18 protein-coding genes and 2 tRNA genes are annotated in these 24,336 nt (G+C 74.2%); 5 read left to right on the top strand and 15 right to left on the bottom strand.

Translation table 11 applies throughout. The annotated features are described in order from the left end of the window. Nucleotides 1-461: 461 nt before the first annotated feature. The 4 genes from ndk to WCS02_RS03750 all read right to left on the bottom strand — a co-directional run bounded on the left by ndk (nt 462) and on the right by WCS02_RS03750 (nt 4,405). Nucleotides 462-899, bottom strand: coding sequence for a nucleoside-diphosphate kinase (gene ndk / locus WCS02_RS03735; RefSeq protein ID WP_340289927.1), 438 nt, complete (start codon nt 897-899; stop codon nt 462-464). A 34-nt stretch (nt 900-933) separates the two neighbouring features. Continuing rightward, entirely contained in the window at nt 934-1,266 is a 333-nt protein-coding gene (locus tag WCS02_RS03740) for a DUF4233 domain-containing protein (RefSeq protein ID WP_340289929.1), read from the bottom strand. Then, complete coding sequence (locus WCS02_RS03745) at nt 1,259-2,965, bottom strand: bifunctional folylpolyglutamate synthase/dihydrofolate synthase (RefSeq protein ID WP_340289932.1); 1,707 nt, start codon at nt 2,963-2,965, stop codon at nt 1,259-1,261. Before WCS02_RS03745 ends, WCS02_RS03740 begins: the two co-directional genes overlap by 8 nt. Nucleotides 2,966-3,058: 93 nt before the next feature. After that, nucleotides 3,059-4,405, bottom strand: coding sequence for a helix-turn-helix domain-containing protein (locus WCS02_RS03750; RefSeq protein WP_340289936.1), 1,347 nt, complete (start codon nt 4,403-4,405; stop codon nt 3,059-3,061). A gap of 190 nt (nt 4,406-4,595) precedes the next feature. On the opposite strand from WCS02_RS03750, the gene WCS02_RS03755 reads away from it, so the two are divergent. Then, nucleotides 4,596-4,733, top strand: a complete 138-nt coding sequence (locus WCS02_RS03755) for a hypothetical protein (protein ID WP_340289939.1) — start codon at nt 4,596-4,598, stop codon at nt 4,731-4,733. Between the two features lie 93 nt (nt 4,734-4,826). Here WCS02_RS03755 and ileS read toward each other — a convergent pair whose 3' ends face one another. From ileS to WCS02_RS03770, 3 genes are all read right to left on the bottom strand, one after another. Beyond that, nucleotides 4,827-8,003, bottom strand: coding sequence for an isoleucine--tRNA ligase (ileS, locus tag WCS02_RS03760; protein ID WP_340289942.1), 3,177 nt, complete (start codon nt 8,001-8,003; stop codon nt 4,827-4,829). A gap of 290 nt (nt 8,004-8,293) precedes the next feature. Beyond that, the gene (locus WCS02_RS03765; protein ID WP_340289945.1) at nt 8,294-9,829 is read right to left on the bottom strand and encodes a multicopper oxidase family protein; all 1,536 of its coding nucleotides are present in this window, start codon (nt 9,827-9,829) and stop codon (nt 8,294-8,296) included. A 138-nt stretch (nt 9,830-9,967) separates the two neighbouring features. Next, nucleotides 9,968-10,471: an OsmC family protein gene (locus tag WCS02_RS03770; protein WP_340289948.1), complete on the bottom strand. Its 504-nt coding sequence runs from the start codon at nt 10,469-10,471 to the stop codon at nt 9,968-9,970. Between the two features lie 68 nt (nt 10,472-10,539). Here WCS02_RS03770 and valS point away from each other — a divergent pair, with 68 nt between their 5' ends. After that, complete coding sequence (valS, locus tag WCS02_RS03775; protein ID WP_340289951.1) at nt 10,540-13,125, top strand: valine--tRNA ligase; 2,586 nt, start codon at nt 10,540-10,542, stop codon at nt 13,123-13,125. Nucleotides 13,126-13,218: 93 nt separating this feature from the next. Here the strand turns inward: valS and clpX are convergent, their stop codons facing one another. From clpX to WCS02_RS03810, 7 genes are all read right to left on the bottom strand, one after another. Continuing rightward, nucleotides 13,219-14,496, bottom strand: a complete 1,278-nt coding sequence (gene clpX, locus WCS02_RS03780) for an ATP-dependent Clp protease ATP-binding subunit ClpX (RefSeq protein ID WP_340289954.1) — start codon at nt 14,494-14,496, stop codon at nt 13,219-13,221. A gap of 145 nt (nt 14,497-14,641) precedes the next feature. Further along, nucleotides 14,642-15,289, bottom strand: coding sequence for an ATP-dependent Clp protease proteolytic subunit (locus WCS02_RS03785; RefSeq protein ID WP_340289957.1), 648 nt, complete (start codon nt 15,287-15,289; stop codon nt 14,642-14,644). Between the two features lie 53 nt (nt 15,290-15,342). Beyond that, on the bottom strand, nt 15,343-15,954 hold the full coding sequence (locus WCS02_RS03790; protein WP_340290005.1) for an ATP-dependent Clp protease proteolytic subunit: 612 nt from the start codon (nt 15,952-15,954) through the stop codon (nt 15,343-15,345). Nucleotides 15,955-16,154: 200 nt separating this feature from the next. Continuing rightward, nucleotides 16,155-17,603, bottom strand: a complete 1,449-nt coding sequence (tig, locus tag WCS02_RS03795) for a trigger factor (protein WP_340289960.1) — start codon at nt 17,601-17,603, stop codon at nt 16,155-16,157. A 116-nt stretch (nt 17,604-17,719) separates the two neighbouring features. Further along, nucleotides 17,720-17,793 (bottom strand) — tRNA-Pro (locus WCS02_RS03800). A gap of 33 nt (nt 17,794-17,826) precedes the next feature. Then, on the bottom strand, nt 17,827-18,345 hold the full coding sequence (locus WCS02_RS03805; RefSeq protein WP_340289962.1) for a nitroreductase/quinone reductase family protein: 519 nt from the start codon (nt 18,343-18,345) through the stop codon (nt 17,827-17,829). After that, nucleotides 18,342-19,115 (bottom strand): YqjF family protein, encoded by a 774-nt coding sequence (locus WCS02_RS03810; RefSeq protein ID WP_340289965.1) that lies wholly within the window; start codon nt 19,113-19,115, stop codon nt 18,342-18,344. Before WCS02_RS03810 ends, WCS02_RS03805 begins: the two co-directional genes overlap by 4 nt. Before the next feature lie 55 nt (nt 19,116-19,170). Between WCS02_RS03810 and WCS02_RS03815 the strand changes: the two genes are divergently transcribed. Both WCS02_RS03815 and WCS02_RS03820 read left to right on the top strand, forming a co-directional pair. Continuing rightward, a complete protein-coding gene (locus WCS02_RS03815; protein ID WP_340289967.1) occupies nt 19,171-19,713 on the top strand; it encodes a DUF6789 family protein in 543 nt (180 codons plus the stop codon). Nucleotides 19,714-19,754: 41 nt separating this feature from the next. Beyond that, nucleotides 19,755-19,825 (top strand) — tRNA-Gly (locus WCS02_RS03820). Between the two features lie 74 nt (nt 19,826-19,899). On the opposite strand, the gene WCS02_RS03825 is transcribed toward WCS02_RS03820, so the two are convergent. Then, nucleotides 19,900-22,467 carry a LamG-like jellyroll fold domain-containing protein gene (locus WCS02_RS03825; RefSeq protein ID WP_340289969.1) on the bottom strand — a complete coding sequence of 856 codons (2,568 nt, stop codon included), beginning with the start codon at nt 22,465-22,467 and terminating at the stop codon, nt 19,900-19,902. Nucleotides 22,468-22,928: 461 nt separating this feature from the next. Between WCS02_RS03825 and WCS02_RS03830 the strand changes: the two genes are divergently transcribed. After that, on the top strand, nt 22,929-24,335 hold the full coding sequence (locus tag WCS02_RS03830; protein WP_340289970.1) for an APC family permease: 1,407 nt from the start codon (nt 22,929-22,931) through the stop codon (nt 24,333-24,335). The last annotated feature ends 1 nt before the right edge of the window (nt 24,336 follow it).

The following is a 24,336-nucleotide window of genomic DNA, read 5'->3' on the forward strand; positions in this document are numbered from 1 at the left end:
GACCGCGGCCTCCGCGGTCGACGCCTCGGGCGGCCCGGCGGGGCGGGTGGCGGCCCTCCGGCGCCGCGGTGCCCGGGGGGCGGGCGGCGCGTCCGTGCCGTCCAGGGTGGTGCCGTCGGGGGTGGTGCTGTCGTCGTTCTCGAGCACTGGTGCTCCTCTTCGACCCCCTCCGGTGCATCGCCGGCGGGGGCGCTCGGCGCGCCACCCTCGGGCGACGCACAAGTCCGTGGTCGTCGCCTCGGTCCCGCTCGGCGCAGACCTGCCGGCGACGGACGCCCGGACGGGTCGCGCCCGGCGAGGACGGGCGACGCGGTGCGGCGGCCGATGCACAGCGCGCCACCCCGCCCTCGGAGTATGTCACGCGCGGGGTCGTCGGGGGCCAGGTCCGCCCCGCACGGCCGTGTCGGGCCCGCAGCCCGGGGGCTCACCGGCCGCCCCGGGCGCGTGCGGGACCGGGTCCGTCAGGCGCCGGCGCCGAACCAGATCTCGGTCTCGCGCGCGGCGCTCTCGGCCGAGTCGCTGCCGTGGACGATGTTCTGCTGGACCTTGAGGCCCCAGTCGCGGCCCAGGTCGCCGCGGATCGTGCCCGGCGCCGAGGCGGTCGGCTCGGTGGAGCCGGCGAGGCTGCGGAAGCCCTCGACCACGCGGTGGCCCTCGACGAGCGCGACGACGACCGGTCCGGAGGACATGAACTCCACGAGCGGGCCGTAGAACGGCTTGCCCTCGTGCTCGGCGTAGTGGGCGGCCAGCTGCTCCTGCGTCGCCTCGACCATCCGGAGGCCGACGAGGACGTAGCCCTTGGCCTCGATGCGCCGGAGCACCTCCCCGGTCAGGCCGCGGCGGACGCCGTCCGGCTTGACGATGACGAGGGTGCGCTCGGGGCTTGTCTGCTCGGTCACCCTCCGACCCTAGGGGGCCGGGCCGCCGGCCCGCTCAGAGCGCCGCGCGCTCGCGGTCGATGCGCGTGCCGATGACGACCGCCGCCACCCAGAGCCCGGTGAAGAGCAGGCCGACACCGACCATCGTCGGCACCCAGATGCCGGTGGCCACGACGACGACCTGCAGCAGCGACCCCCACCAGTAGCCGCCGGGACGCCCGACCAGCCCGGACGACAGCACGAGGACGAGGGCCAGGACCGCCCCGCCGCCGACCGCCTGAAGGGTGGACAGCCCCGACAGGTCCTTGGCCACGAGCGAGGCGAAGACCACGACGAGCGCCTCGAAGACGAGCACGGTCGCGGCCATCACCCGCTTGGGGTCACGCACGCCGGCCCCCGGCGGGCCCGCCGTCCTCCCCGTCGCCCGGACCGTCACCAGGACCGTCGCCGCCGTCCCAGTAGTCGTCGTGCTCCTCGCGGACCACCCACGGGTCGTCGAGCAGGGCGGAATCCTCGGGGGCGGCGTGCGGGTCGCCGGCGACGTAGCGGTCCTCGTCGCGCTCGTCGTGCTCGTCGTCGCGGCCGCGGGCGAGCTCCCGGGCCAGCTCGGCGTCCAGGTCGTCGACCCCGTCCGCGGCGAGCACCCGGGCGCCGGTGTCCTCGGCCACGGCGGAGACGCCCCGGCTCGTGGTGTCCAGCGCCAGGGAGTCCGGGCTGGGGGCGCCGAGCAGGGTGCGCGCCTCGGCCACGAGGTAGACGGAGCCGGTGACGACGACGCCGGCCGCGACCTCGTCCCCGCCGGAGGCCACCTCGGCCAGCGCGACCGCGGTGTCGATCGCGTCGGACAGGTCGGCCCGGACGTGGACACGGTCGTCGCCGTAGACCCCGCGGGCGACGTCGGCGAGCTCGTCGGCGGGCATGGCGCGGACCCCGCGTGCCGCGGTGACGACGACCTCGTCGAGGACCGGCTCGAACGCGGCGAGGATGCCGTCGACGTCCTTGTCGGCCATGGCGCCGACGACGCCGACCAGGCGGGTGCCGGGGAACGCCTCGCTGAGCCCCTCGGCCGCGGCCTCGGCGCCCGCCGGGTTGTGGGCGGCGTCGACGACGACGAGCGGGCCGCGCCGCACCGGCTCCAGCCGGCCGGGCGAGTCGACGTGGGCGAACGCGTCCCGCACCAGGTCGGGGTCCAGGCCCGTGCCCGCGGCGCCGCCGGAGCCGAGGAACGCCTCGACGGCGGCCAGCGCGACGGCCGCGTTGCCGGCCTGGTGGGCGCCGTGCAGGGGCAGGTAGACGTCCTCCGCCCCGCCGACGAGGCCCTTGAGCGTGAGGCGCTGCCCGCCCACGGCGACGTCGCGGGACAGCACGCCGAACTCGATGCCCTCGCGCGCGACGACCGCGCCGACCTCGGCGGCGCGGGCCATGAGCACCTCGGCGACCTCGACGGGCTGCTGGGCCGTCACCAGGACGGCGTGCTCCTTGACGATCCCCGCCTTCTGGCCGGCGATGGCGGCGAGGCCGTGGCCGAGCCAGCGCTCGTGGTCCAGCGCCACCGGGGTCACCACGGCGACCACGCCGTCGACGACGTTGGTGGAGTCCCACAGCCCGCCGAGGCCGACCTCGACGACGGCGACGTCGACCGGGGCGTCGGCGAAGACCGCGAACGCCATGACCGTCAGCACCTCGAAGAACGACAGCCGGGGCCCGCCCTCGGCGACGGAGCGGTCGTCGACGATCTGCACGTAGGGGGCGATGTCGTCCCAGGCGGCGACGAACCGCTCGTCGTCCAGCCGCAGGCCGTCCACGACGATGCGCTCCCCGACGTGCTCCAGGTGGGGGGACGTGAACCGGCCGGTGCGCAGGCCGTGCTCGCGCAGGAGCCGGTCGACCATGCGCGCGGTCGTCGTCTTGCCGTTGGTCCCGGTGACGTGGACCACCGGGTACGAGCGCTGCGGCTCGCCGAGGATCTCCAGCACCGCGCGCACCCGCTCCAGCGACGGCTGGGGGGTGTGCTCGGGTGCCCGGCCGAGGATCTCGGCCTGCACCTGCAGGAAGCGGGGGTCGGTCCCGGGGGGCACGGCAGTCACCGCCCCAGTATCGCGGGGCGGCGGGGGGACCGACGACCCGGCGGCACGGTCGGCCGCCGGGTCACCGGACGCGGGTGCTCAGCCGGGTGGCCCTCAGACGGTGAGGCCGGGACCGGCGGCCGAGCCGACCCGCACCGACGACGGCCGGAGCCCGACCGCGTCGAAGGCCTGCTGGAACGCCTCGAGGGCGCCCTCGGTGCGGCCGATGTCCATGAGCCGGTCGCCGAGGTCGCGCCAGGCCTGCGCGGCCTGGCGGGTGGCGGACATCATCGACAGCGTGTCCGCGGCACGGCGGTACTCCGCCTCGGCGGCCGCGTGGTCGCCCCCGGCGGCCAGCGCGTCGCCCAGGACCGTGCGCGCGACGCAGGACTCCAGCCGCGGCGTGTCGCCGAGCACGGCGATCGCGGTCTCGGCGGAGGCGCGGGCGGCGTCGGTCTCGCCGGTGCGCAGGTGGGCGGTGGCGCGGATCCGGTGCCAGTAGGCCATGTCGACCTCGCTGCCGAGCTGCTCCAGCGGCTGGCGGATGGCCAGCAGCGACTCCACGGCCTCGTCGACCTGGGGCGGCTCGGAGACCAGGAGCAGCGAGGCGAGCGAGAGCTTGAGCCGGAAGAAGTCGCGGGTGTCCGGGCCCTCGGACAGGAAGGCCACGGCGCGGCGCGCGTGGTGCAGGGCGCGCTCGACGTGCCCGCTCTCCTCCGCGGCGAGCGCGGCGTTCCAGTGCAGGCTGCCCTGGCCGACGCGGCTGCCCACCTGCTCGGCGTCCTGGAGCATCTCCTCGGCCAGGTGCTGGGCGTACAGCAGGTCCCCGCGGTGCAGGTGGACGCCGACGAGCGTCGCGGCCAGGCGCAGGTGCTCGTCGGTGCCACCGGCGCCCAGGCGGGAGGACGCGGCGACGGCGGCGGCCCCCGCGTCGGCGGCCTGGTTGAGGTCGCCGGCCTGGAGCAGGCTCTGCAGCAGCAGCACGCCGGTCGAGGCGACACCGACGGCGGCGTCGCCGGTGAGGGCCCGGGTGTGCAGCGGCAGCAGCGTGCTGAACGCGGACTCCAGGTCGCCGGAGCGCTCCTGGGCCCGGGCGAGCACGAGCAGGGCCTCGTCGTGCAGCCGGCGGGGCGCACCGCGGGCGCCGATGACGGCGGAGGCGCGGGTCATCGCCTCGTCGAGGTCGCCCGTGACCAGGGCGTGGCGGGCGTGCTCGAGCTCCAGCTCGGGGACGCGCTCCTCGGGGGCGGCGCTGCCGTGGCGCAGGAAGTGCGCCGACACGTCGAGGCGCTCGGCGAGGCGCTGGAGGACGGCGTCGCTCGGCGTCCGCTTGCCCGACTCGATGAGCGACAGGTAGCTGGGCGACAGGTCGGACCCGGCCAGCTCGGTCTGGGAGATGCGGCGGTCCTCGCGGACGGCGCGGAGGCGCTCGCCCAGGTCGCCGCTGTCGTGCTCGGTCATCGGTCCTCCTCGGTCCCCGTCCCCGGCCGGGCGCGGTGGCGCCCAGGGTGAGAACTACGCTGTGACAGTAGCGCGCCCCGCTGTGACTGGGACATGCTTCGCCCCCGACGGACCCTGTGAGCACACTGTGAGTCCACTCCGCGCACGCAGCGGATCCGCACGACCACCCTCGATGACCGGGAGAGACTCCATGCCCAGCACCCCCGTCCGCGCCCTGATCGCCCTGGCCGCCTCCGCGCTCCTCGTCCTGGGGGCCGCGGGCGCCGCGACCGCCTCCGCCCCGGAGACCGCGACGTTCGGTCCCGGACCGGTCTGCTGCGCCGGCTGAAGCCACCGCTCTTGACCCACCGCGCGCCCGGCGCCCGAGGGCGCGCGACCGCGCGGCCCGGTCCCCGACCGGGCCGCGCGGTGCGCCGGACGCTCAGGCCCTGGCGAGAGAGACGACGGCCCCGTCCGGGCCGACGTCCCCGGTCTCGACGACGAGGTCGACCGCCAGGGTCTCCCGCGCCACCAGGTCCCGGTGGGTCTGCGCCGCCGCGGCGCGGCCCTCCGCGACCGTGAGCCGCAGCGCGATCCGGTCGGCGACATGCAGCCCGGCCTCGCGGCGCGCGTCCTGCACCAGCCGCACCACGTCCCGGGCCCAGCCCTCGGCCTCGAGCTCGTCGGTGACGGTCGTGTCGAGCATGACGAACCCGCCCGCGGCAAGCGGGGCGACCGCGTCGTGCTCGCCGGCGCCGCGCACGACCGTGCTCAGCTCGTACTCGCCCTCCTGCAGGTCGACGCCGCCGCACACCACGGAGCCGGAGCCGTCGAGGCTCCACTCCCCCGCACGGGCCGCACCGATGACCTGCTGGACGGTGCGGCCCAGGCGCGGGCCCGCCGCGCGGGCGTTGACCTGCAGCCGCTGCTCGACCTCGACCCCGACCTCGTGGGCCCGCTCGACCGACAGCAGCCGGACCTCGTGGACGTTGAGCTCGTCGCGCAGCAGACCCACCAGGCCCTCGACGGCGCCGGGGTCGGGCAGCACGACCGTCAGCTGCCGCAGCGGCTGCCGGACCCGGGCACCGGCCGCCTTGCGCAGGCTGAGCGCGACCGAGGCCGCGGCCCGCACGGTGTCCATGGCGACGACCAGGGCGTCGTCGGCCGGCAGCTCGTCCGGCTCCGGCCAGGCGGCCAGGTGCACGGAGCGCCCGCCGGTGAGCCCGCGCCAGATCTCCTCGCCCACGAGCGGGAGCAGCGGCGCCCCGAGCCGGCACAGCACCTCCAGCGCGGTGTGCAGGGTGTCGACCGCCTGACGGCCCTCGGGGGTCTCGGCCGCCCAGAACCGGTCGCGCGAGCGGCGGACGTACCAGTTGGTCACCGCGTCCAGGGCGTCGCGGAACATGCCTGCGGCGGCCGCGAGCTCGTCGGCCTCCAGCGCCGCGGTCACCTGCTCGACGGTCCGGCGGACCGTGGCCAGCAGGTACCGGTCGAGCACGTGGTCCGACGCGGTGGACGTCTGCCCCACCACCCCGGCCGCGCCCGCGTAGAGCGACAGGAAGTACCAGGTGCTCCACAGCGGCAGCAGCACCTGCCGGACGGTGTCGCGGATGCCCTGCTCGGTGACGACGAGGTTGCCGCCGCGCAGCACGGGGCTGCTCATGAGGAACCAGCGCATCGCGTCGGCGCCGTCGCGGTCGAACACCTCGCGGACGTCCGGGTAGTTGCGCAGCGACTTGGACATCTTGCGGCCGTCGTCGCCGAGCAGGATCCCGTGGACCAGGCAGGTGCGGAACGCCGGCCGGTCGAACAGCGCCGTGGCCAGCACGTGCAGCGTGTAGAACCAGCCGCGGACCTGGCCGTTGTACTCGACGATGAAGTCGCCCGGGTAGTGGTGCTCGAACCAGTCGGAGTTCTCGAACGGGTAGTGCACCTGCGCGAACGGCATCGACCCGGACTCGAACCAGCAGTCGAGCACCTCGGGCACCCGGCGCATGGTGGAGCGGCCGGTCGGGTCGTCCGGGTTGGGCCGGGTGAGCTCGTCGACGAAGGGCCGGTGCAGGTCGGTCGGGCGCACGCCGAAGTCGCGCTCGAGGTCGTCGAGCGAGCCGTACACGTCGGTGCGGGGGTAGGCGGGGTCGTCGGACACCCACACGGGGATCGGCGAGCCCCAGAACCGGTTGCGGCTGATCGACCAGTCGCGGGCGTTGGCCAGCCACTGCCCGAACGAGCCGTCCTTGACGTGGTCGGGCACCCAGGTGATGTCCCGGTTGAGCTCGACCATGCGGTCCCTGATCGCCGTGACCTGCACGAACCAGCTGCTCACCGCCCGGTAGATGAGCGCGTTGTCGCAGCGCCAGCAGTGCGGGTACGGGTGCTCGTACGACTCGTGGCGCACCAGCAGCCCCTTCTCCCGCAGCGCGCGCGTGATGGGGGTGTTGGCGTCGAACACGTGCTGGCCGACGAAGTCGGAGACCGGCTCGGTGAACTCGCCCTTGGAGTCGACGGGGACGACGACCTCGATGCCGGCGGCGTCGGTGACGACCTTGTCCTCCTCGCCGAAGGCGGGGGCGATGTGGACGATGCCGGTGCCGTCCTCGGTGGTGACGTAGTCGGCCGCGAGCACGACGTGGGCGTTCTCGTGCCCCGCGAAGTAGTCGAACGGCGGGGTGTACCGGCGCCCCAGCAGGTCCGCTCCGGTGAGCCGCTCGACGACCTCGGGGGCCTCCCCCAGCTCGCGGGCGTAGGCGGCGACCCGGGCCTCGGCGAGCACGAGCCGCTCGCCGGCCCAGTCCCCCTCGGTGGGGCGGACGACGACGTAGTCCACGGCGGGGTTGACCGCGGCGGCAAGGTTGCTCGGCAGGGTCCACGGGGTGGTGGTCCAGATGAGGGCCAGCTCCCCGGTCTCCAGCCGCAGCCCGACGGTGACGGCCGGGTCCTGGCGGGAGCGGTAGACGTCGTCCATCCGGGTCTCGGTGTTGGACAGCGGCGTCTCGCAGCGCCAGCAGTAGGCCAGCACGCGGAAGCCCTCGTAGACCAGGCCCTTGTCGTGGAGCGTCTTGAACGCCCACATGACCGACTCCATGTAGTCCAGGTCGAGGGTCTTGTAGTCGTCGTCGAAGTCCACCCAGCGGGCCTGCCGGGTGACGTAGGACTCCCACTCGTCGGTGTACCGCAGCACCGAGGTCCGGCAGGCGTCGTTGAACCGCTCCAGGCCCATCTCGACGATCTCGGACTTGTGGGTGATGCCGAGCTGCTTCTCCGCCTCGACCTCGGCGGGCAGGCCGTGGCAGTCCCAGCCGAAGCGGCGCTCGACCCGGCGGCCCTGCATGGTGCGGAAGCGCGGGACGACGTCCTTGACGTAGCCGGTGAGCAGGTGCCCGTAGTGCGGCAGGCCGTTGGCGAAGGGCGGGCCGTCGTAGAACACGAACTCGTTGGCGCCGTCGGTGCCGGCCTCCCGCGCCTCGACGGAGGCGACGAACGTGCCGTCGGCGTCCCAGTACCGCAGGACGCGCTCCTCGATCTCGGGGAACCGCGGGCTCGCGGGCACGTCGCCGCCGTGGCGGGGGTAGGCCTGCCCGGCCGGCTGCTGCGGGGCGTCCTGCTGCTGGGTGCTCATCGCGTGCCTCTCGTCGTGCCGTCGCCTGCTGCGACGGGGACGACTGCCCGGGATCCGGACGACCGCGGTACCACCCCGCTTGCCGCCGGTCCTGGGACCGACGACCTCTCTGACGGCTATGACGGGCCTTCCCCGGCCGGATCTACTCCGGCGCCGCCGGCTCGCGGCGCCGTTTCTCCCGGCGGCTCCCCGGTGATGGCCGGATCGGTGCCTGTGCGGGCCATGGTAGCCCCGCCGCGGGAGGTCCGGACGGACCTCGGGCGGGGCTCCCCGGCGGCCCGGCGCGCGGCTCAGTGGTGGTGGCCGCCGCCCAGGTCGGGCTCGGGCAGGGGCGGGTCGTCCGGGCCCAGGATGTGCGCCACCGCCATCATCCCCAGGTCGCTGTGGGTGCTGAAGTGGCAGTGGTACATCGCGCGGCCGGTGAAGTGCCGGAACCGGGTCAGGAAGGTCACGCTGCCCCCCTCCTTGCCCACCAGCACGGTGTCCTCGTACGAGGGCGAGTCCACCGGGACCCCGTCGACGTGGGTGACCTGGAACGGGTTGACGTGGATGTGGAACGGGTGGACCAGCCCGGTGGGGTTGTGGACCGTCCACTCCTCGAGGCTGTCGAGCGCGACCACCTGGTCGACGCGGTCGTGGTCGAAGGGCCGCCCGTCCATGCCGAACAGGTTCATCGTCACGTGGCGCCGCCGGTCGACGTGCTCGGTCCGCAGGTCGTGCCACGGCTGCAGCAGCGCCGCGACCGGGACGCGGCCGCGGGCCACGGCTCGGCCCTCGCAGCGCACCGTGGCCAGCCGCGCGGCCGGGAGGACGACCCCGAGACCGACGTCGAAGGCGGCCGTGAGCAGCTCGGTGGTGCCGGCCTCGGTCGCGGTGACGAGCAGGTCGGCCCGCTGGCCGGCCGCGAGGCGGACCTCGGTGACGGGGACCGGGCGGCGGTAGGGGCTGCCGTCGGCGGCGACCTGCCGGACCTCCAGACCCGGCAGCTGCAGGCGCAGCACGTCGTTGACGGTGGTGTTGACCAGCCGCCAGCGCTGCGTCTCGCCGGGGCGGATGTCGATGGTCGGCTGCAGCTGCCCGTTGACCAGGCGCACGTGGCCGTCCTGGCGCACCCGCAGCGGGTCGAGCACGTGGCCGTCGGGGCCGACCTGGGTCGAGTGCAGCAGCAGCACCCGGTCCCGCAGGCCGCGCTGCTCCAGCGCCGCCTCGCGGGGGGACTGCACGACGAGCGCCCCGGCGAGCCCGGCGAACAGCTGTCGGGCCCCGTCGCCGTGGCTGTGCGGGTGGTACCAGTTGGTGCCCGGGTGGTGGTCGGGCCGCAGGTCGATCCGGTAGGCCGCCTCGGTACCGGGCGCCACCTGCCGGAAGACGTTGTCCCCGTCGCCCTCGCCGGACACGTGGAGCCCGTGGGTGTGGATGTTCGTCGTCGCGCCGAGGTCGTTGACCAGCCGGACGCGCATGCTGTCGCCGGGGTGGACGAGCAGCGTGGGGCCGGGGAAGCCGCCCTCGTAGCCGAGCACGTGCCAGGTGGCCCCGCCGACCGTCGTCGTCGTCGGCGCGGCGCGCAGGGTGACGTCGAGCACGCCGTCCCGGCTGCGCAGGACCGGCGGCTCGCGCAGCGGCTCCCCCACCGCGCCGGCGACCCCCGACGAGGAGCTCCCCGACAGCGCGGCCCCGACCGCCGAGGCGCCGGCGGCCGGGCCCAGCAGGACGCCTGCGGCCCCGGCCGCGAGACCCAGCACGTGGCGCCGGCTGGGCCGCTGACCGTCCCCCCGGGTGCGGCGCTCGTCGTGCTGCAGGGCGTGGTGCTGGTCGGGCCGGTGCACGGGTGCTCCCTCCGCTCCGGCACGACGGTGTGCACGGAGACCTGGGAGCAACTTACGCAAGCCCTCGGCGGAAGGCGAACGGGGGGTGGACCCGTCGCCACCGCCGGCCTGTGACGGACCGGCCGCCGAGGACCGGTGTCAGGCGCGGACGACCTCGATGACCGGCGGGGTGGCCAGGCTCTTGGCGACGACGCAGTACCGCTCGGTGAGCTGGGCGAGCTTGGCCAGCTGGGCGTCGTCGGCGTCGGCGTCGACGGTGAAGACCAGTCGCAGGTCGGTCACCCCGACGGGCACCTCGCGGTCGATGCCGAGGGTGCCCCGGGCGTCGAACGACCCGGTGGCCTGGCCCGTCGCCGAGCGCAGGCCGAGACCCATGGCGGTGGCCACGCTGCGCAGCGTCACGCCGGCGCAGCCGAGCACGGCGTCCAGCAGCATGTCGCCGGAGCAGGCGTCGGAGCCGTCGCCGCCGGTGGCCTCGTGCAGGCCGGCGCGCACGCCGCCCGCCCAGCCGTCCACGGTGAAGGTGATGCCGTCCTCGGCGGTGCGGCCCGAGGCGTGCAGGGGCGTCGCGGCACTGGCGGGGTCGTCCTTGTAGCGCTGCTTGAGGGGGGCCTGGAGCTCGCGGAGCGTGGTGGCGTCCATGCCCACCATCGTGCCCGACGGCCCCCGTCCGGTTCGGAGCGGAGTCCGTCCTTCGGCACAATGGCGCCATGACCTCCCCCGCGGCGGACCCCGTCGCCTCCCGCGTCCCCGACAGGCCCACCGTCGACGGCCTGGAGGAGACCTGGGTAGCCGCGTGGGCGGAGCAGGGCACGTACGACTTCGACCGGACCGCGCCGCGCGAGCGGGTGTTCTCCGTCGACACCCCGCCGCCCACGGTGTCCGGCTCGCTGCACGTCGGCCACGTCTTCAGCTACACCCACACCGACTGCGTCGCCCGGTACAAGCGGATGCAGGGCTACTCCGTGTTCTACCCGATGGGCTGGGACGACAACGGCCTGCCCACCGAGCGCCGCGTGCAGAACTACTTCGGCGTGCGGTGCGACCCGTCCCTGCCGTACGACCCGTCGTTCGTCCCGCCGGAGAGCGCGCCCAAGAACGACCGGGACTACCTCAACGTGTCGCGGCGGAACTTCGTCGAGCTGTGCGAGCGGCTCACCGTCGAGGACGAGAAGGTCTTCGAGTCCCTGTGGCGCCGGCTCGGGCTGTCGGTCGACTGGTCGCGGACCTACCAGACCATCGACGCCGACGCCCAGGCCGCGTCGCAGCGGGCGTTCCTGCGGGCGCTGGCCAGGGGCGAGGCCTACGCCGCCGAGGCGCCGACGCTGTGGGACACCACCTTCCGCACCGCGGTGGCCCAGGCCGAGCTCGAGGACCGGGAGCGCCCCGGCGCGTACCACCGCATCGGCTTCCCGCGCCCGGACGGCGAGCCGGTCGTCATCGAGACCACCCGCCCCGAGCTGATCCCCGCCTGCGTGGCCCTGGTCGCGCACCCGGACGACGAGCGGTACCAGCCGCTGTTCGGCACGACGGTCCGCACCCCCGTCCTCGACGTCGAGGTGCCCGTCCTCGCCCACCCGCTGGCCGAGCCGGACAAGGGCTCGGGCATCGCGATGATCTGCACCTTCGGCGACACCACCGACGTCACGTGGTGGCGCGAGCTGGACCTGCCCACCCGCGCACTGATCGGGCGGGACGGCCGCTTCCTCGCCGACGTCCCCGGCTGGGTGACGTCCGAGGCCGGGGTGGCGCTGTACGAGCAGATGGCCGGCAAGACGGCCCACAGCGGGCGCGAGGTGCTCGTCGCGGCGCTCGTCGAGGGCGGTCACCTGCTCGGCGAGCCGCGGCCGATCACCCACCCGGTGAAGTTCTACGAGAAGGGCGACAAGCCGCTGGAGATCGTCGCCAGCCGGCAGTGGTACGTCCGCAACGGCGGGCGCGACGCCGCCCTGCGCGAGCGGCTGCGCGAGCGCGGGCAGCAGATCGTCTGGCACCCCGACCACATGCGGCACCGCTACGACAACTGGGTCGGCGGCCTCAACGGCGACTGGCTGGTGTCCCGCCAGCGCTTCTTCGGGGTGCCGTTCCCGGTCTGGTACCCGCTCGACGAGGCCGGCGAGCCGCGCTTCGACGCGCCCCTGGTGCCGGACGAGGCGGACCTGCCGGTCGACCCCGCCAGCGACGCGCCCGCCGGCTTCACCGAGGACCAGCGCGGCGTGCCCGGCGGCTTCGCGGCCGACCCCGACGTCATGGACACCTGGGCGACCAGCTCGCTGACCCCCCAGATCGCCGGCGGCTGGGAGCGCGACCCGGACCTGTTCTCCCGGGTGTTCCCGTTCGACCTGCGCCCGCAGGGCCACGACATCATCCGGACCTGGCTGTTCTCCACCGTGGTTCGCGCCGACGCCGAGCACGACAGCCTGCCCTGGCGCCACGCGGCGCTGTCGGGCTGGATCCTCGACCCGGACCGCAAGAAGATGAGCAAGTCCAAGGGCAACGTCGTCACGCCGATGGGCCTGCTCGAGGAGCACGGCTCCGACGGCGTGCGCTACTGGGCCGCCAGCGGGCGCCCCGGCGTGGACACCGCGTTCGACCCGGGCCAGATGAAGGTCGGCCGGCGCCTGGCCATGAAGCTGCTCAACGCGAGCAAGTTCGTCCTGATGAACGATGCCGCAGGGTCGTCGCTGGCCGACGTCCGCGAGGCCCTCGACCGGGCCATGCTCGCCCGTCTGGCGGGTGTGGTCGACGCCGCGACCGAGGCGTTCGAGGCGTTCGACTACGCCCGCGCGCTGGAGGTGGCCGAGCAGTTCTTCTGGGACTTCTGCGACGACCACGTCGAGCTGGTCAAGGACCGGGCGTACCGCGGCGACGAGGCAGCCAAGGCCTCGGCGGTCGCCGCCCTGCGGGAGGCGCTGTCGGTCCAGCTGCGCCTGCTGGCCCCGTTCCTGCCCTTCGCCACCGAGGAGGTCTGGTCGTGGTGGCAGGAGGGCTCGGTGCACACCTCCGCGTGGCCGACGAGCCAGGGGCTGCGCGAGGTCGCGGGCGACGCCGACCCGGGGATGGGCTCGCTCGTCGGGCGCGCCCTGGCCGGCATCCGCAAGGCCAAGAGCGAGGCCAAGGTGTCGCAGCGCACCGACGTCGGCGCGGCGGTCGTCGCCGCGCCCGCCGCCCAGCGCGCCCTGCTCGAGCTGGCGGTGGAGGACCTGCGCGGCGCGGGCCGGGTCGACCGGCTCACGCTCGTCGACGGGGGCGGCGACCTCGAGGTCCGCGACGTCGAGCTGGTCCCCGCCGGGTAGCACGGGTCCCGTCACGACGACGCCCCCGGTGCCCTCGCGGGCACCGGGGGCGTCGGCCGTCCGGGGGGTGGCGGCCTCAGGCCGTCGTGCGGCTCAGGCCGTCTTGTCGCGCCGCTCGCGCTTGCGCGGGGAGTCCTCGCGCGGCACGAGCGTCGGCAGCACGTTCTCCAGCACGACCTCGCGGCTGATGACCACGCGGGCGATGTCGTCGCGGCTGGGCAGGTCGAACATCACGGGCATGAGCACCTCCTCCATGATCGCGCGCAGGCCGCGGGCGCCGGTGCCCCGCAGGATGGCCTGGTCCGCGACCGCGACGAGCGCCTCGGGGGTGAACTCGAGCTCGACGTTGTCGATCTCGAACATCCGCTGGTACTGCTTGACGAGGGCGTTCTTGGGCCCGGTGAGGATCTGCACCAGGGCGTCCTGGTCCAGGTGCGTGACCGTGGCGAGCACCGGCAGGCGGCCGATGAACTCGGGGATCAGCCCGAACTTCAGCAGGTCCTCGGGCATGACGTCGAGCATCGCCTGGGTCTCGTCGATCTTGTCGGCGAGCTCGGCACCGAAGCCCAGGCCGCGCTTGCCGGCACGCTGCTCGACCATCTTCTCCAGGCCGGCGAACGCGCCGCCCACGATGAACAGCACGTTCGTCGTGTCGATCTGGATGAACTCCTGGTGCGGGTGCTTGCGGCCGCCCTGCGGCGGGACCGAGGCGGACGTGCCCTCGAGGATCTTGAGCAGGGCCTGCTGGACGCCCTCGCCGGAGACGTCGCGCGTGATCGACGGGTTCTCGCTCTTGCGGGCGATCTTGTCGACCTCGTCGATGTAGATGATCCCCGTCTCGGCCTTCTTGACGTCGTAGTCGGCGGCCTGGATGAGCTTGAGGAGGATGTTCTCGACGTCCTCGCCCACGTAGCCGGCCTCGGTGAGGGCCGTGGCGTCGGCGATGGCGAAGGGCACGTTGAGCATGCGGGCGAGGGTCTGCGCCAGGTACGTCTTGCCGCAGCCCGTCGGGCCGATGAGCAGGATGTTGGACTTGGCGATCTCGACCTGGTCGTCCCGCTTGGGGCCCGAGGCCCCGGCCTGCACGCGCTTGTAGTGGTTGTAGACCGCCACCGACAGGGCGCGCTTGGCGGGCTCCTGGCCGACGACGTAGTTCTCGAGGAACTCGAAGATCTCGCGGGGCTTGGGCAGCTCCGTCAGGCCGGCGTCGCCGGCGTCGGCGAGCTCCTCCTCGATGATCTCGTTGCACAGATCGATGCACTCGTCGCAGATGTACACACCTGGACCTGCGATGAGCTTCTTGACCTGCTTCTGGCTCTTGCCGCAGAAGGAGCACTTGAGGAGGTCGCTGCCGTCTCCGAGTCGTGCCACCACGTGTCCTTCCGTTGCGCACCTGTCGGTGCGTGCCTCATGACGGTACCCCGGGTGCGCGCTGCGGGGCAGGTCACCACGCCACCCGGCGCGCCCGGGCGACCGTGGTCACCCGGGCGCGCCGGACCGCAGGGGTGCGGGTCTGTCAGACCTCGGGGAGACCGCGGGACGCGGTCACCTTGCGGGGCTCGAGCACCTGGTCGATGAGGCCGTACTCCAGGGCGCCGGCGGCGGTGAGGATCTTGTCGCGCTCGATGTCGGTCCGGACCTTCTCGACGTCCTGGCCGGTGTGCAGCGCCACGGTCTCCTCGAGCCAGGTCCGCATGCGCTGGACCTCGTTGGCCTGGATCTCGATGTCGCTGGCCTGCCCGTAGTCCCCGCCGGACATGGCCGGCTGGTGGATCATGACGCGGGCGTTGGGCAGGGCGAACCGCTTGCCGGGGCTGCCCGCGGCGAGCAGGACGGCCGCCGCGCTGGCGGCCTGGCCGAGGCAGTACGTCTGCACGTCCGGCTTGATGTACTGCATGGTGTCGTAGATGGCCGTGAGGGCCGTGAACGAGCCACCGGGGCTGTTGATGTAGAAGATGATGTCGCGGTCGGGGTCCTGGGACTCCAGCACGATGAGCTGCGCCATGACGTCGTCGGCGCTCGCGTCGTCGACCTGCACGCCGAGGAAGATGATGCGGTCCTCGAACAGCTTGGCGTAGGGGTCGAGGCGCTTGTAGCCGTAGGCCGTCCGCTCCTCGAAGGTGGGGAGGATGTAGCGGCTGCTGGGCGCAGGGACCTGGGACATGTGCGTCTCCCGGGAGGTCAGGAAGGGCTGCGGGCGGCTGGCGCTGAGCTCGTTCACTCGGTCCCCCCGCCGCCGGGCACGTCGTGCGAGGACCGGACGACGTGGTCGACCTGGCCGTAGGCCTGGGCCTCGTCGGCGGTGAACCAGCGGTCGCGGTCGGAGTCGCGGGTGATCGTCTCCACGTCCTGGCCGGTGTGGACGGCGATGAGCTCGGCCATCTGCTTCTTGATGTGGACGATCTGCTCGGCCTGGATCTTGATGTCCGAGGCCGTGCCGCCCATGCCGCCGAGCGGCTGGTGCATCATGATCCGGCTGTGCGGCAGGGCGTAGCGCTTGCCGCGCGCGCCGGCCGCGAGCAGGAACTGGCCCATGGACGCGGCGAGGCCCATGGCCACGGTGCCCACGTCCGGCTCGATGTACTGCATGGTGTCGTAGATCGCCATGCCGGCCGTCACGGAGCCGCCGGGGCTGTTGATGTAGAGGAAGATGTCCTTGGTCGGGTCCTCCGCGGCCAGCAGGAGCAGCTGCGCGCAGATGGCGTTCGCGTTCTCGTCGCGGACCTCGGAGCCGAGGAAGATGATCCGCTGCGACAGCAGGCGCTGGTACACGCTGTCGTCGAGGCCGAACTGACCGGGGCCGGACTTCGCGACCGGGGCCTGGACCAGGTCGGTCCCGCCGGCGGTCACGAGGCTGGGCAGGTGGGGCTGGGGCGTCACGTCGTGCTCCTCACGTCGTCGAGTGCGTCACGGACACTAACGCCGCCCCCGGACGCCCGACTCCCGGGGGCGCGGGCGTTTCGCTGTCGGCGCACGTCGTCGGCCGTGGGCAGACACTGCCCCGCACCACGGCCGACGGTGCTACGCGCTCAGGCCTTCTGCGCCCCGTCGGACGCCTGGTCCGACGCCTCGTCGGTGGAGACCTCGGGGGTCTCGTCGGTGACGTCGGCCCCCTCGGCGGCCTCGGCCGCGGCACCCTCGGACAGCTCGTCGGCCACGCCGTCGGCGGACAGCGTCTGCGGCACGTCGGGCACGCCCGCGGCCTGCCGGGACAGGCTGGCCTCGAGGTCGACGGTGGCGCCGGAGGCGTCGGTGACGGTGGCGCGCTCCATGGCGATGGCCAGGGCCTTGCGGCGACCGACCTCCTGCACCATGGCGGGCACCTGGCCGGCCTCGTCGACGGCCTTGGCGAACTCGTTGGGCTCCATGCCGTACTGGCGCGAGCTGGAGACGAGGAACTGGATGAGCTCGTCGCGGGAGACCTGGACCTTCTCCTGCTCGGCGATCGCGTCCAGGAGGAGCTGGCCCTTGAGCGCCTTCTCCGCGTCGGGGCGGATCTCCTCGCCGTGCGGGTCGTCGAGCTCCTTGCCCTCGCCCTCGAGGTGGCGGGCCACCTCGTCGTCGACGAGCGACGCGGGGACGGGGACCTCGACGGCCTCGAGCAGGGCCTCGATGACCTTCTCGCGGGCCTGGACGCCCTGGTCGACGCGCTTGGTGGACTCCACCTGGGCGCGCAGGTCGGCGCGCAGCTCCTCGACGGTGTCGAACTCGCTGGCCAGCTGCGCGAAGTCGTCGTCGGCGGCGGGCAGCGCCCGCTCCTTGACGGCCTTGACCACGACGGTGATCTCGGCGTCGGCGCCGGCGTGCTCGCCGCCGCGCAGCGGGGAGGTGAAGATGGCTTCCTCATCGGCGGACAGGCCGACGACGGCCTCGTCGGTGCCCTCGAGCATGGTGCCCGAGCCGATCTCGTAGCTGATGCCGGTGGCGGAGTCGACCTCCTCGCCCTCGACCCGGGCGACCAGGTCGAGCTGGAGGAAGTCGCCGGTCTGCGCGGGCCGGTCGACGGTCTCCAGCGTGCCGAAGCGGGTGCGGAGGGCGTCGAGGCGCTCGTCGACGTCGGCGTCGCCGACCTCGAGGTCGTCCACGGTGACGCTCAGCGTCGTGAGGTCGGGGACGGACAGCTCGGGGCGGACGTCGACCTCGGCGGTGAACTTCAGCTCGCCGTCGGTCGCGGTCGGGTCCGGGACCTCGGACACGTCGACCTCGGGGCGGCCGAGGACGCGGACCGAGTTCTCCGTCACGGCCTGCTGGTAGAACGTCGGGAGGGCCTCGTTGATGGCCTCCTGCAGCACGGCGCCACGGCCCACGCGCTGGTCGATGATGCGGCTGGGGACCTTGCCCCTGCGGAAGCCCGGGACCTGGACCTGGGCGCCGATCGTCTTGTAGGCGGCCTCGATGCTCGGCCGGAGCTCCTCGTAGGGGACCTCGACGCTCAGCTTGACGCGGGTCGGGGCGAGGGTCTCGACGGTGCTCTTCACGGGCAGGGCTCCACTGGGGACGAGGGCAGGCGGACGGTCGCGCCCGACGACGGGCGCGACCAGCCAGCCTACGCGACCGCGTCCCGCACGCCGGTCGGGCGGCGTGCGGAGCACCGTCGGGGTACCCGGATTCGAACCGGGGGCCTTCCACTCCCAAAGCGGACGCGCTACCAAACTGCGCCACACCCCGTGCCCGGCGGTCGGTCCAGCCCCGCCGGCACGGTCAGGGTAGTGCGTCCGGGGCCTGCTCCCCCGGGTCCGGCAGGTCCGTGGGCGGCGGGCCGAGGAGGACGACCGGGATCCGTCGCGCGGTCAGGGCCCGGTAGCGGGCGAAGCCGTCCCAGGTCGCGGCCATCGCGGCCCAGCCGGCCTCCTCGTCCTGGCCCGCGGCCGTCGTGGCCGCCGTCGACCAGACCCGGTCCAGCAGCTGCACCTGCACGGCGGGGGCGGCCACGAGGTTGAGGTACCAGGCCGGGTGCCGCTCCGCCCCGCCGGCGCTGGCGACGACGACGAGCCGCTCCCCCGCCGCCGTGCGGGCACGGGCGTAGACCAGCGGGACCGTCCGCAGCCGGCCGGACCGGCGACCGGTGGTGCCGAGCAGCAGGTGCGGGCGCCCGTGCCAGCGGTGGCCCTCGGCCCCGGCGGTGCGCCGGTACACCTCGACGTGCTCGGCTGCGTCGGCCCACGCGCGCTCGGCGGCGGGGCCCGCTGCTGCTCCGGTGCCCGGCGCAGGGACGCTCACGTGCGCGTGCCGGGCGGCAGCGCCGTGGCGGGCACGGGCGCACCGAAGCGGGTGCGCACCCCGGGCGAGCAGAGGACGGAGTCGGGCGCCCGGTCGGCCACGCCGTGCAGGCCGGCGGCGGCGAGCAGCCCGTCGTCCAGGCCCAGCAGCTCCGCCCGGTGCAGGGGCCACGGCTCGTGGGTGTTCGGGACGTGGACCAGCCGGCCGGCGATGCGGGTGTGCAGGCCGTAGCGGGCGGTGAGGAACTCCGCGAGGCCGGCGTCCGGGTCGTCGGGCGGCAGCGGCGCGCCGAGCCGGACCGTCGCGGTGGACGACGCCCCCCTCGGCCCCGGCCACAGGCGCCTGCTCGCGTAGCGGAGCACGTCGCCCTCGCGCGAGCCGGTCATCCGGGCCCAGGCGTACGGCAGGGCGAACACGGCCCGGGCACCCAGGACGACGCCGAGCCGCTGGGCGTCGAGGGAGCAGAAGGCGACGTCCCGCCGGCCCTCGGCGTCCACGGTGTACGTGCGGACGTTCCACTCCACGAACGAGCCCAGCCACGGCACCCCGGGCAGCCGGCCGGGCCCGGCGTCGAGCAGGCGGAACGGGATGAGGCCCACCCAGGCGCTGCCGTCGTAGGTGTCGACGGCGCAGCCCCGAGGCACGAGCGGCTCGACGTCGGCGACGGGCACCCGCCAGTGCAGGAACACGAGGTCCGCCCACCGCTGCCCCATGATCGGCGCCCCGGCGAGCGGCGGTGCGGCCGGGCTGACGGGACGCAGGTCCACCACGCCCGCGACGGTAGCCCCGAGGAGTCGCGGCGGCCCGGCGGGGTAGGAGCCCGGCATGCCCTCCCCGCCGCCACGGACCCCGCGCACGGTCACGGACCTGGTCACGGACGCTGCGGCCGGCGCCGCCGCGGGGGCCCTGGCGACCGTGCCCATGAGCGGGCTCATGCTGCTGGCCCAGCGCCTCGGCCTCATGGGGGTGCAGCCGCCGAGACGGATCACCGACGCTGCCCTGGGCACCGTCGGCGCACGGCCGTCCGAGCGGGCGCGACGGGCCCTGACGGCGCTGGACCACCTGGCCTTCGGTGCCGGTGCCGGTGCGGTGTTCGCCGTGCTCCAGCGGGCGGTCCCCCGGGCCGTGCCGCGGCCGCTGCTGGGTGCCGCCCACGGGCTGCTGGTCTGGGCCGTCTCCTACGCCGGCTGGGTCGCGGCCGCCGGCATCATGCCGCCGGCCCACCGCGACCGGACGGACCGGCAGACCGCGATGGTCGCCGCCCACCTGGTCTACGGCTCGGTCCTCGGTGCGGCCACCGCCCGCCTGCTGCGCCCGCACGCGCCGACCCCGCACGCGCCGACCACGGGGCCGCGGCCGGTACCGTAGGGCGCGTCGCCCGGGCCGGTCTGAGCCGTCACGGACGGTACGCGGGCGTAGCTCAATGGTAGAGCCTCAGTCTTCCAAACTGATGGTGCGGGTTCGATTCCCGTCGCCCGCTCCGCGCTCTCCCATGGCCCACCGGCCCGACCCGGCCCGGGACCCCGCGTCGCCGCCGGGTCCCGGGTCCGGGGCTCAGCGGCCCGAGGCGAAGAGCTCCGCCACCTCGGCGGCACCCAGGGCGCGGTCGTAGGCGTGCACCTGGTCGAGCGCGCCGGGCCACGGGTCCACGGCCCGGCCGTCGAACTTCGCCCGCCCCACGGTCAGCGGGCCGTCCGAGACGTCGCCGGCGGCGCACGAGGTGAACGACCCCTGGCGCTGCCCGTCGACATAGAGCACGTACTCCCCGGTGGAGACGTCGCGCGTGCCGACCAGGTGGTACCAGCGCCCGACCACCGGCGCCTCCGTGCCCAGCGCCCGCTGCGAGGCGGTGCTGAACGCGAAGCGGTTCTCGGGTCCGGTCTTCTGCAGGAAGAACGCCGAGCGGACGGGGCCGTCCTGCGCCACCGCGGTCGTGAAGAAGCCCTCGCGGTCCAGCTTCACCCAGGCGGCGACGGAGAAGCTGCCCGTGGTGTCGACGACCGGCCCGGCGGTCTCCGCCCAGTCGTCGGTGCCGTCCAGCTGCAGGCCCGCACCGGTCCGCCCGGGCGACCAGGTGGCCCCGCCGCGCAGCGACAGGTCGGCGTCCCCGACCACGTCCTCGGCCACGTCCCCGGTGCCCTCGTCCGCCGGCCAGGAGCCGACGCCCTCCAGGCCCGGTGTCCCCGGCCCCGGGTCCGGCCGGGGCCCGCCCGTGCCGTCGGCGGAGGCGGTGACCTCCTCGTTGACGGCCCGGACCCGCGCGAAGTCCATCTTCTCGACCTCGCGGTCGTAGGTGACGAAGCCGTTGACCTCGGCCTCGACGTCCGTCAGCTGGGTGTAGATGCTCCCGGACAGCGCGCAGCTGCTGGCGAGGGACTGCAGGTCGCGGGCGACCTGGACGTACCGGTCCGTCAGCTGCTCGCTGCTGGTGGTCAGCTCGTAGGCGAACGAGCGGCCGTCCTTGAACCACTCGTGCTCCGCGCCGGTCTTGAGGCCCAGGCCGCCGTGCTCGCCGTCGACGGCCGCCCGGGTGGCGTCCGGCTGCGGCGAGGCGGGACCGACGTACTGGTGGAAGTCGACGATGTCGCCGCGGCCGGAGTCGCCGAGGGAGTCGCAGCAGTTGACCCCGGAGTGGGCGTCGACGAGCCGGGTCGGGTCCTGGGCCTTCACCTCGTCGGCCAGGCGGCCGGTCTCCTCGCGGGACCACTCGCCCCAGCCCTCGTTCATCGGCACCCAGGCGACGATCGAGGTCCAGCTCTTCTTCTCGCGGACCATCTCGTCGAGCTCGGCCTCGAACTGCTGCTGCGCGGCGACCGGGGGGCGGCCTCCTGTCCTCATGGACGGCATGTCCTGCCAGACCATGAGGCCGAGCTCGTCGGCGTGGTGGTACCAGCGGTCCGGCTCCACCTTGATGTGCTTGCGCACGGTGTTGAAGCCGAGCTCCTTGTGCAGCTCCAGGTCCGACCGCAGCGCCTCGTCGGTCGGCGCGGTGCTGAGCCCGTCGGGCCAGAAGCCCTGGTCGAGCGTCGCGTTGTGGAACAGGACCTCGCCGTTGAGCGTGATCCGGTTCCTGCCGTCCTCGCCGGGGGCGATCGCGATCTCGCGCAGGCCGACGTAGGAGCCGACGCTGTCGACGACCCTGGTGCGGTCCAGCACGCGGACCCGGAGGTCGTAGAGGGTCGGGGTGTCGGGGGTCCAGAAGCCCGCGCCCGGCATGGGGAGCGTGAGCGGGACGTTCGGGGCGCCGGTGACCCGGCCCACCACCCGGCCGGTGCCGCGCTCGGTGGCGACGACGTCGACGCGCTGCCGCGAGGCGCCGGGGACCTGCACCGTCACCGCGACGGACGAGGTGTCGACGTCGGGGACCAGGTCGACGCTCTCGACGGCCGCCGCGGGTCGCGGCTCCATCCACACCGTCTGCCAGATGCCCGAGCTGCCCTGGTAGAAGATCCCGCCGTCACCGCGCTCGCGCTGCTTGCCCACGGGCTGCCAGGTCTGGTCGGTGAGGTCCTCGACGCCGACGACGAGCTCCTGCGGGCCGCTGCGGGTGAGCAGGTCGGTGACGTCGACGGAGAACTTGTCGTAGCCGCCGCGGTGCCCCGTGGCACGACGGCCGTTGACGTAGACGGTGGCGTCGTAGTCGACCGCCCCGAAGTGCAGGACGAGGCGCTGCTGGGTGGCGCGGGTGCCGACCCCCCAGCCCGCGGGGACCTCGAAGGTGCGCCGGTACCACATCCGGTCCATCGACCGCTGGATGCCGGACAGCGCCGACTCGACCGGGTAGGGCACGAGGACGCGCTCCTCGAGGTCCTCGCCGAACGGCAGGCCGTCGCCGAAGCGGGAGGGCTCGCGGAGCTGCCAGACGCCGTTGAGGTTCTGCCAGCGCTCGCGGGTGAGCTGCGGCCGCGGGTACTCCGGCAGCGCGTTCGCGGGGCCGACCTCGGCTGTCCAGCGGGTCGCCAGCGGCGGGACCTTCTTCTCGTACGCCGGCGCCGCCGCCGTGGCGGGGCCGGCACCGGAGACGAGGCCGCCGAGCACGAGCGCGACGGCCGTGGCGAGCGCGGCGGTCCGGGGTGCGGGCCGGCGCCGGGGACGTGGTCCGGCGGTGGGGGGACGGGGCATGCGGACGTCTCCTGCTCGTGCGGGGCGTCGACAGAGCCCGGCGGCAGCGGCAGAGGAGCCTGCCGCCGCCCGTCGACCCCCCGTCGGCTCGCGCCGTCGCGAGCACCCCTATCCCAGGCCCCCGGGCCCACCCTGTCAACGCCCTGCCGACAACCCGTCACAGCCTGTCCTTCTGCGGCGCCGGCCTGCACCTCCCACGGGCTCGTGGCGGACCTCCGGTCGGGCCACGTCCGGCCACGAGCTCGTCGGCGTCCTCGACGAGGTGGGCCTGGGGTCGAGACCCGCCCGTCGTCGCGCTCCGTGGGTGGTCGGGGCGGTGCTCGCGCTGGCCGTCGCGGGCCGGCTGCGGCGCGCGCGGCGGGCCCGCAGCGGTGAGGTCCCCGTGTGACGTCTGTGTGACGGCTGATGACCGGGGGCCGCAGGACCTTCCCGCAGGACCCGCCGACGCAGTACAACCGACCATGTCCAGCGACACGACGGATGCGAGCACGAGCCCCCCGACCGAGGGGCTGACCCGGTCCATCACCGGTCGGCTGCTGTTCTTCTACGTCCTGGGCGACGTGCTGGGGTCCGGCGTGTACGTCCTCATCGGCCTCGTGGCGGGCGCGGTCGGGGGCGCGTTCTGGATCGCGTTCGCCGCCGGCGTCGCGCTGGCCACGATCACCGGCCTCGCCTACGCGGAGCTGGCGACGAAGTTCCCGCAGGCCGCGGGCGCCTCGCTGTACGTCGGCAAGGCGTTCAAGAACCCGGCGCTCACCTTCCTGGTGACGATCTGCTCGCTGTCGGCGGTGTTCGCCGCCTCGGGCTCCCTGGCCACGGGCTTCGCGCGGTACTTCGGCTCGGTGTTCGGCCTCGTGCCGACCCTGCTCGTCACCCTGGTGTTCATCGCCCTGCTCACGCTGGTCAACTTCGTCGGCATCACCGAGTCCGTCGTCGTCAACCTCGTCATGACCATCGTCGAGGTGACCGGGCTCGTCGTCGTGGTCGTCATCGGCATCCTCGTCGTCGCCCGCGGCGACACCGACTTCTCGGTCCTCACGTCGTTCACCGCCGAGGGCAACCCGGTCTTCGCCGTGGTCGCGGGCGTCGCGCTCGCGTTCTTCGCCATGACGGGCTTCGAGAACGCGGCCAACGTCGCCGAGGAGACCATCGACCCGTCGCGGAACTTCCCGCGGGCCCTCATCGGCGGCATGCTCGCGGCCGGCGTCATCTATGTCCTCGTGGCCGTGTCCGCCGCCCTCGTCGTGCCGGTCGCCACGCTCGCGGGCGCCGACGCCGCGCTGCTGGAGGTCGTCCGCGCCGACGTCCTCCCGGGACCGGTCGGCGTGATGCTCACGATCTTCGCCTTCATCGCCATGGTGGCCATCACCAACACGACGCTGGTGTCCGTGGTCACCCAGTCCCGCATCCTCTACGGCATGGCGCGGGTGGACGTCGTGCCCGCGGTGTTCGCCAAGGTGCACCCCACCCGCCGCAGCCCCTACGTGGCGCTGCTGTTCAGCGCGGTCGTCGTCGGCGTGCTGCTCGTCCTCGGCGACCTGGTGACCCGGGCGGGCGGCGCCGACCTGGTCGGCCGGCTCGCCACGGTCACGGTGGTGTTCCTGCTCTTCATCTACGCCCTCGTCATCGTCTCGGCCCTACGGCTCCGCAACGAGGTCGGGTCCGGGGACTCCTACCGCGCCAACACCGCGCTGCTGTGCGTCGGCGTGGTCGGCAACGCCGTCCTGCTCGTCTACGTCGTCGTCGACGACCCCGGCTCGCTGTGGTGGGTGGCCGGCCTGCTGGCCCTCGGGGCCGTCCTGTACCTGGCCCAGCGCGTGGTCGCCGGCCGCCGCACGGCCACCCTCTCGACGGACCGGAGGTCCTGAC

Origin of the sequence: Aquipuribacter hungaricus (genome assembly GCF_037860755.1) — a bacterium.
Taxonomy (GTDB): Bacteria; Actinomycetota; Actinomycetes; order Actinomycetales; family JBBAYJ01; genus Aquipuribacter; species Aquipuribacter hungaricus.

Coding starts and splice junctions, on each gene's coding strand:
- WCS02_RS03750 (WP_340289936.1), bottom strand. CDS start 4,405: ATGACCGAGCACGACAGCGGCGACCTGGGCGAGCGCCTCCGCGCCGTC.
- WCS02_RS03755 (WP_340289939.1), top strand. CDS start 4,596: ATGCCCAGCACCCCCGTCCGCGCCCTGATCGCCCTGGCCGCCTCCGCG.
- ileS (WP_340289942.1), bottom strand. CDS start 8,003: ATGAGCACCCAGCAGCAGGACGCCCCGCAGCAGCCGGCCGGGCAGGCC.
- WCS02_RS03770 (WP_340289948.1), bottom strand. CDS start 10,471: ATGGACGCCACCACGCTCCGCGAGCTCCAGGCCCCCCTCAAGCAGCGC.
- valS (WP_340289951.1), top strand. CDS start 10,540: ATGACCTCCCCCGCGGCGGACCCCGTCGCCTCCCGCGTCCCCGACAGG.
- WCS02_RS03785 (WP_340289957.1), bottom strand. CDS start 15,289: ATGTCCCAGGTCCCTGCGCCCAGCAGCCGCTACATCCTCCCCACCTTC.
- WCS02_RS03815 (WP_340289967.1), top strand. CDS start 19,171: ATGCCCTCCCCGCCGCCACGGACCCCGCGCACGGTCACGGACCTGGTC.
- WCS02_RS03825 (WP_340289969.1), bottom strand. CDS start 22,467: ATGCCCCGTCCCCCCACCGCCGGACCACGTCCCCGGCGCCGGCCCGCA.
- WCS02_RS03830 (WP_340289970.1), top strand. CDS start 22,929: ATGTCCAGCGACACGACGGATGCGAGCACGAGCCCCCCGACCGAGGGG.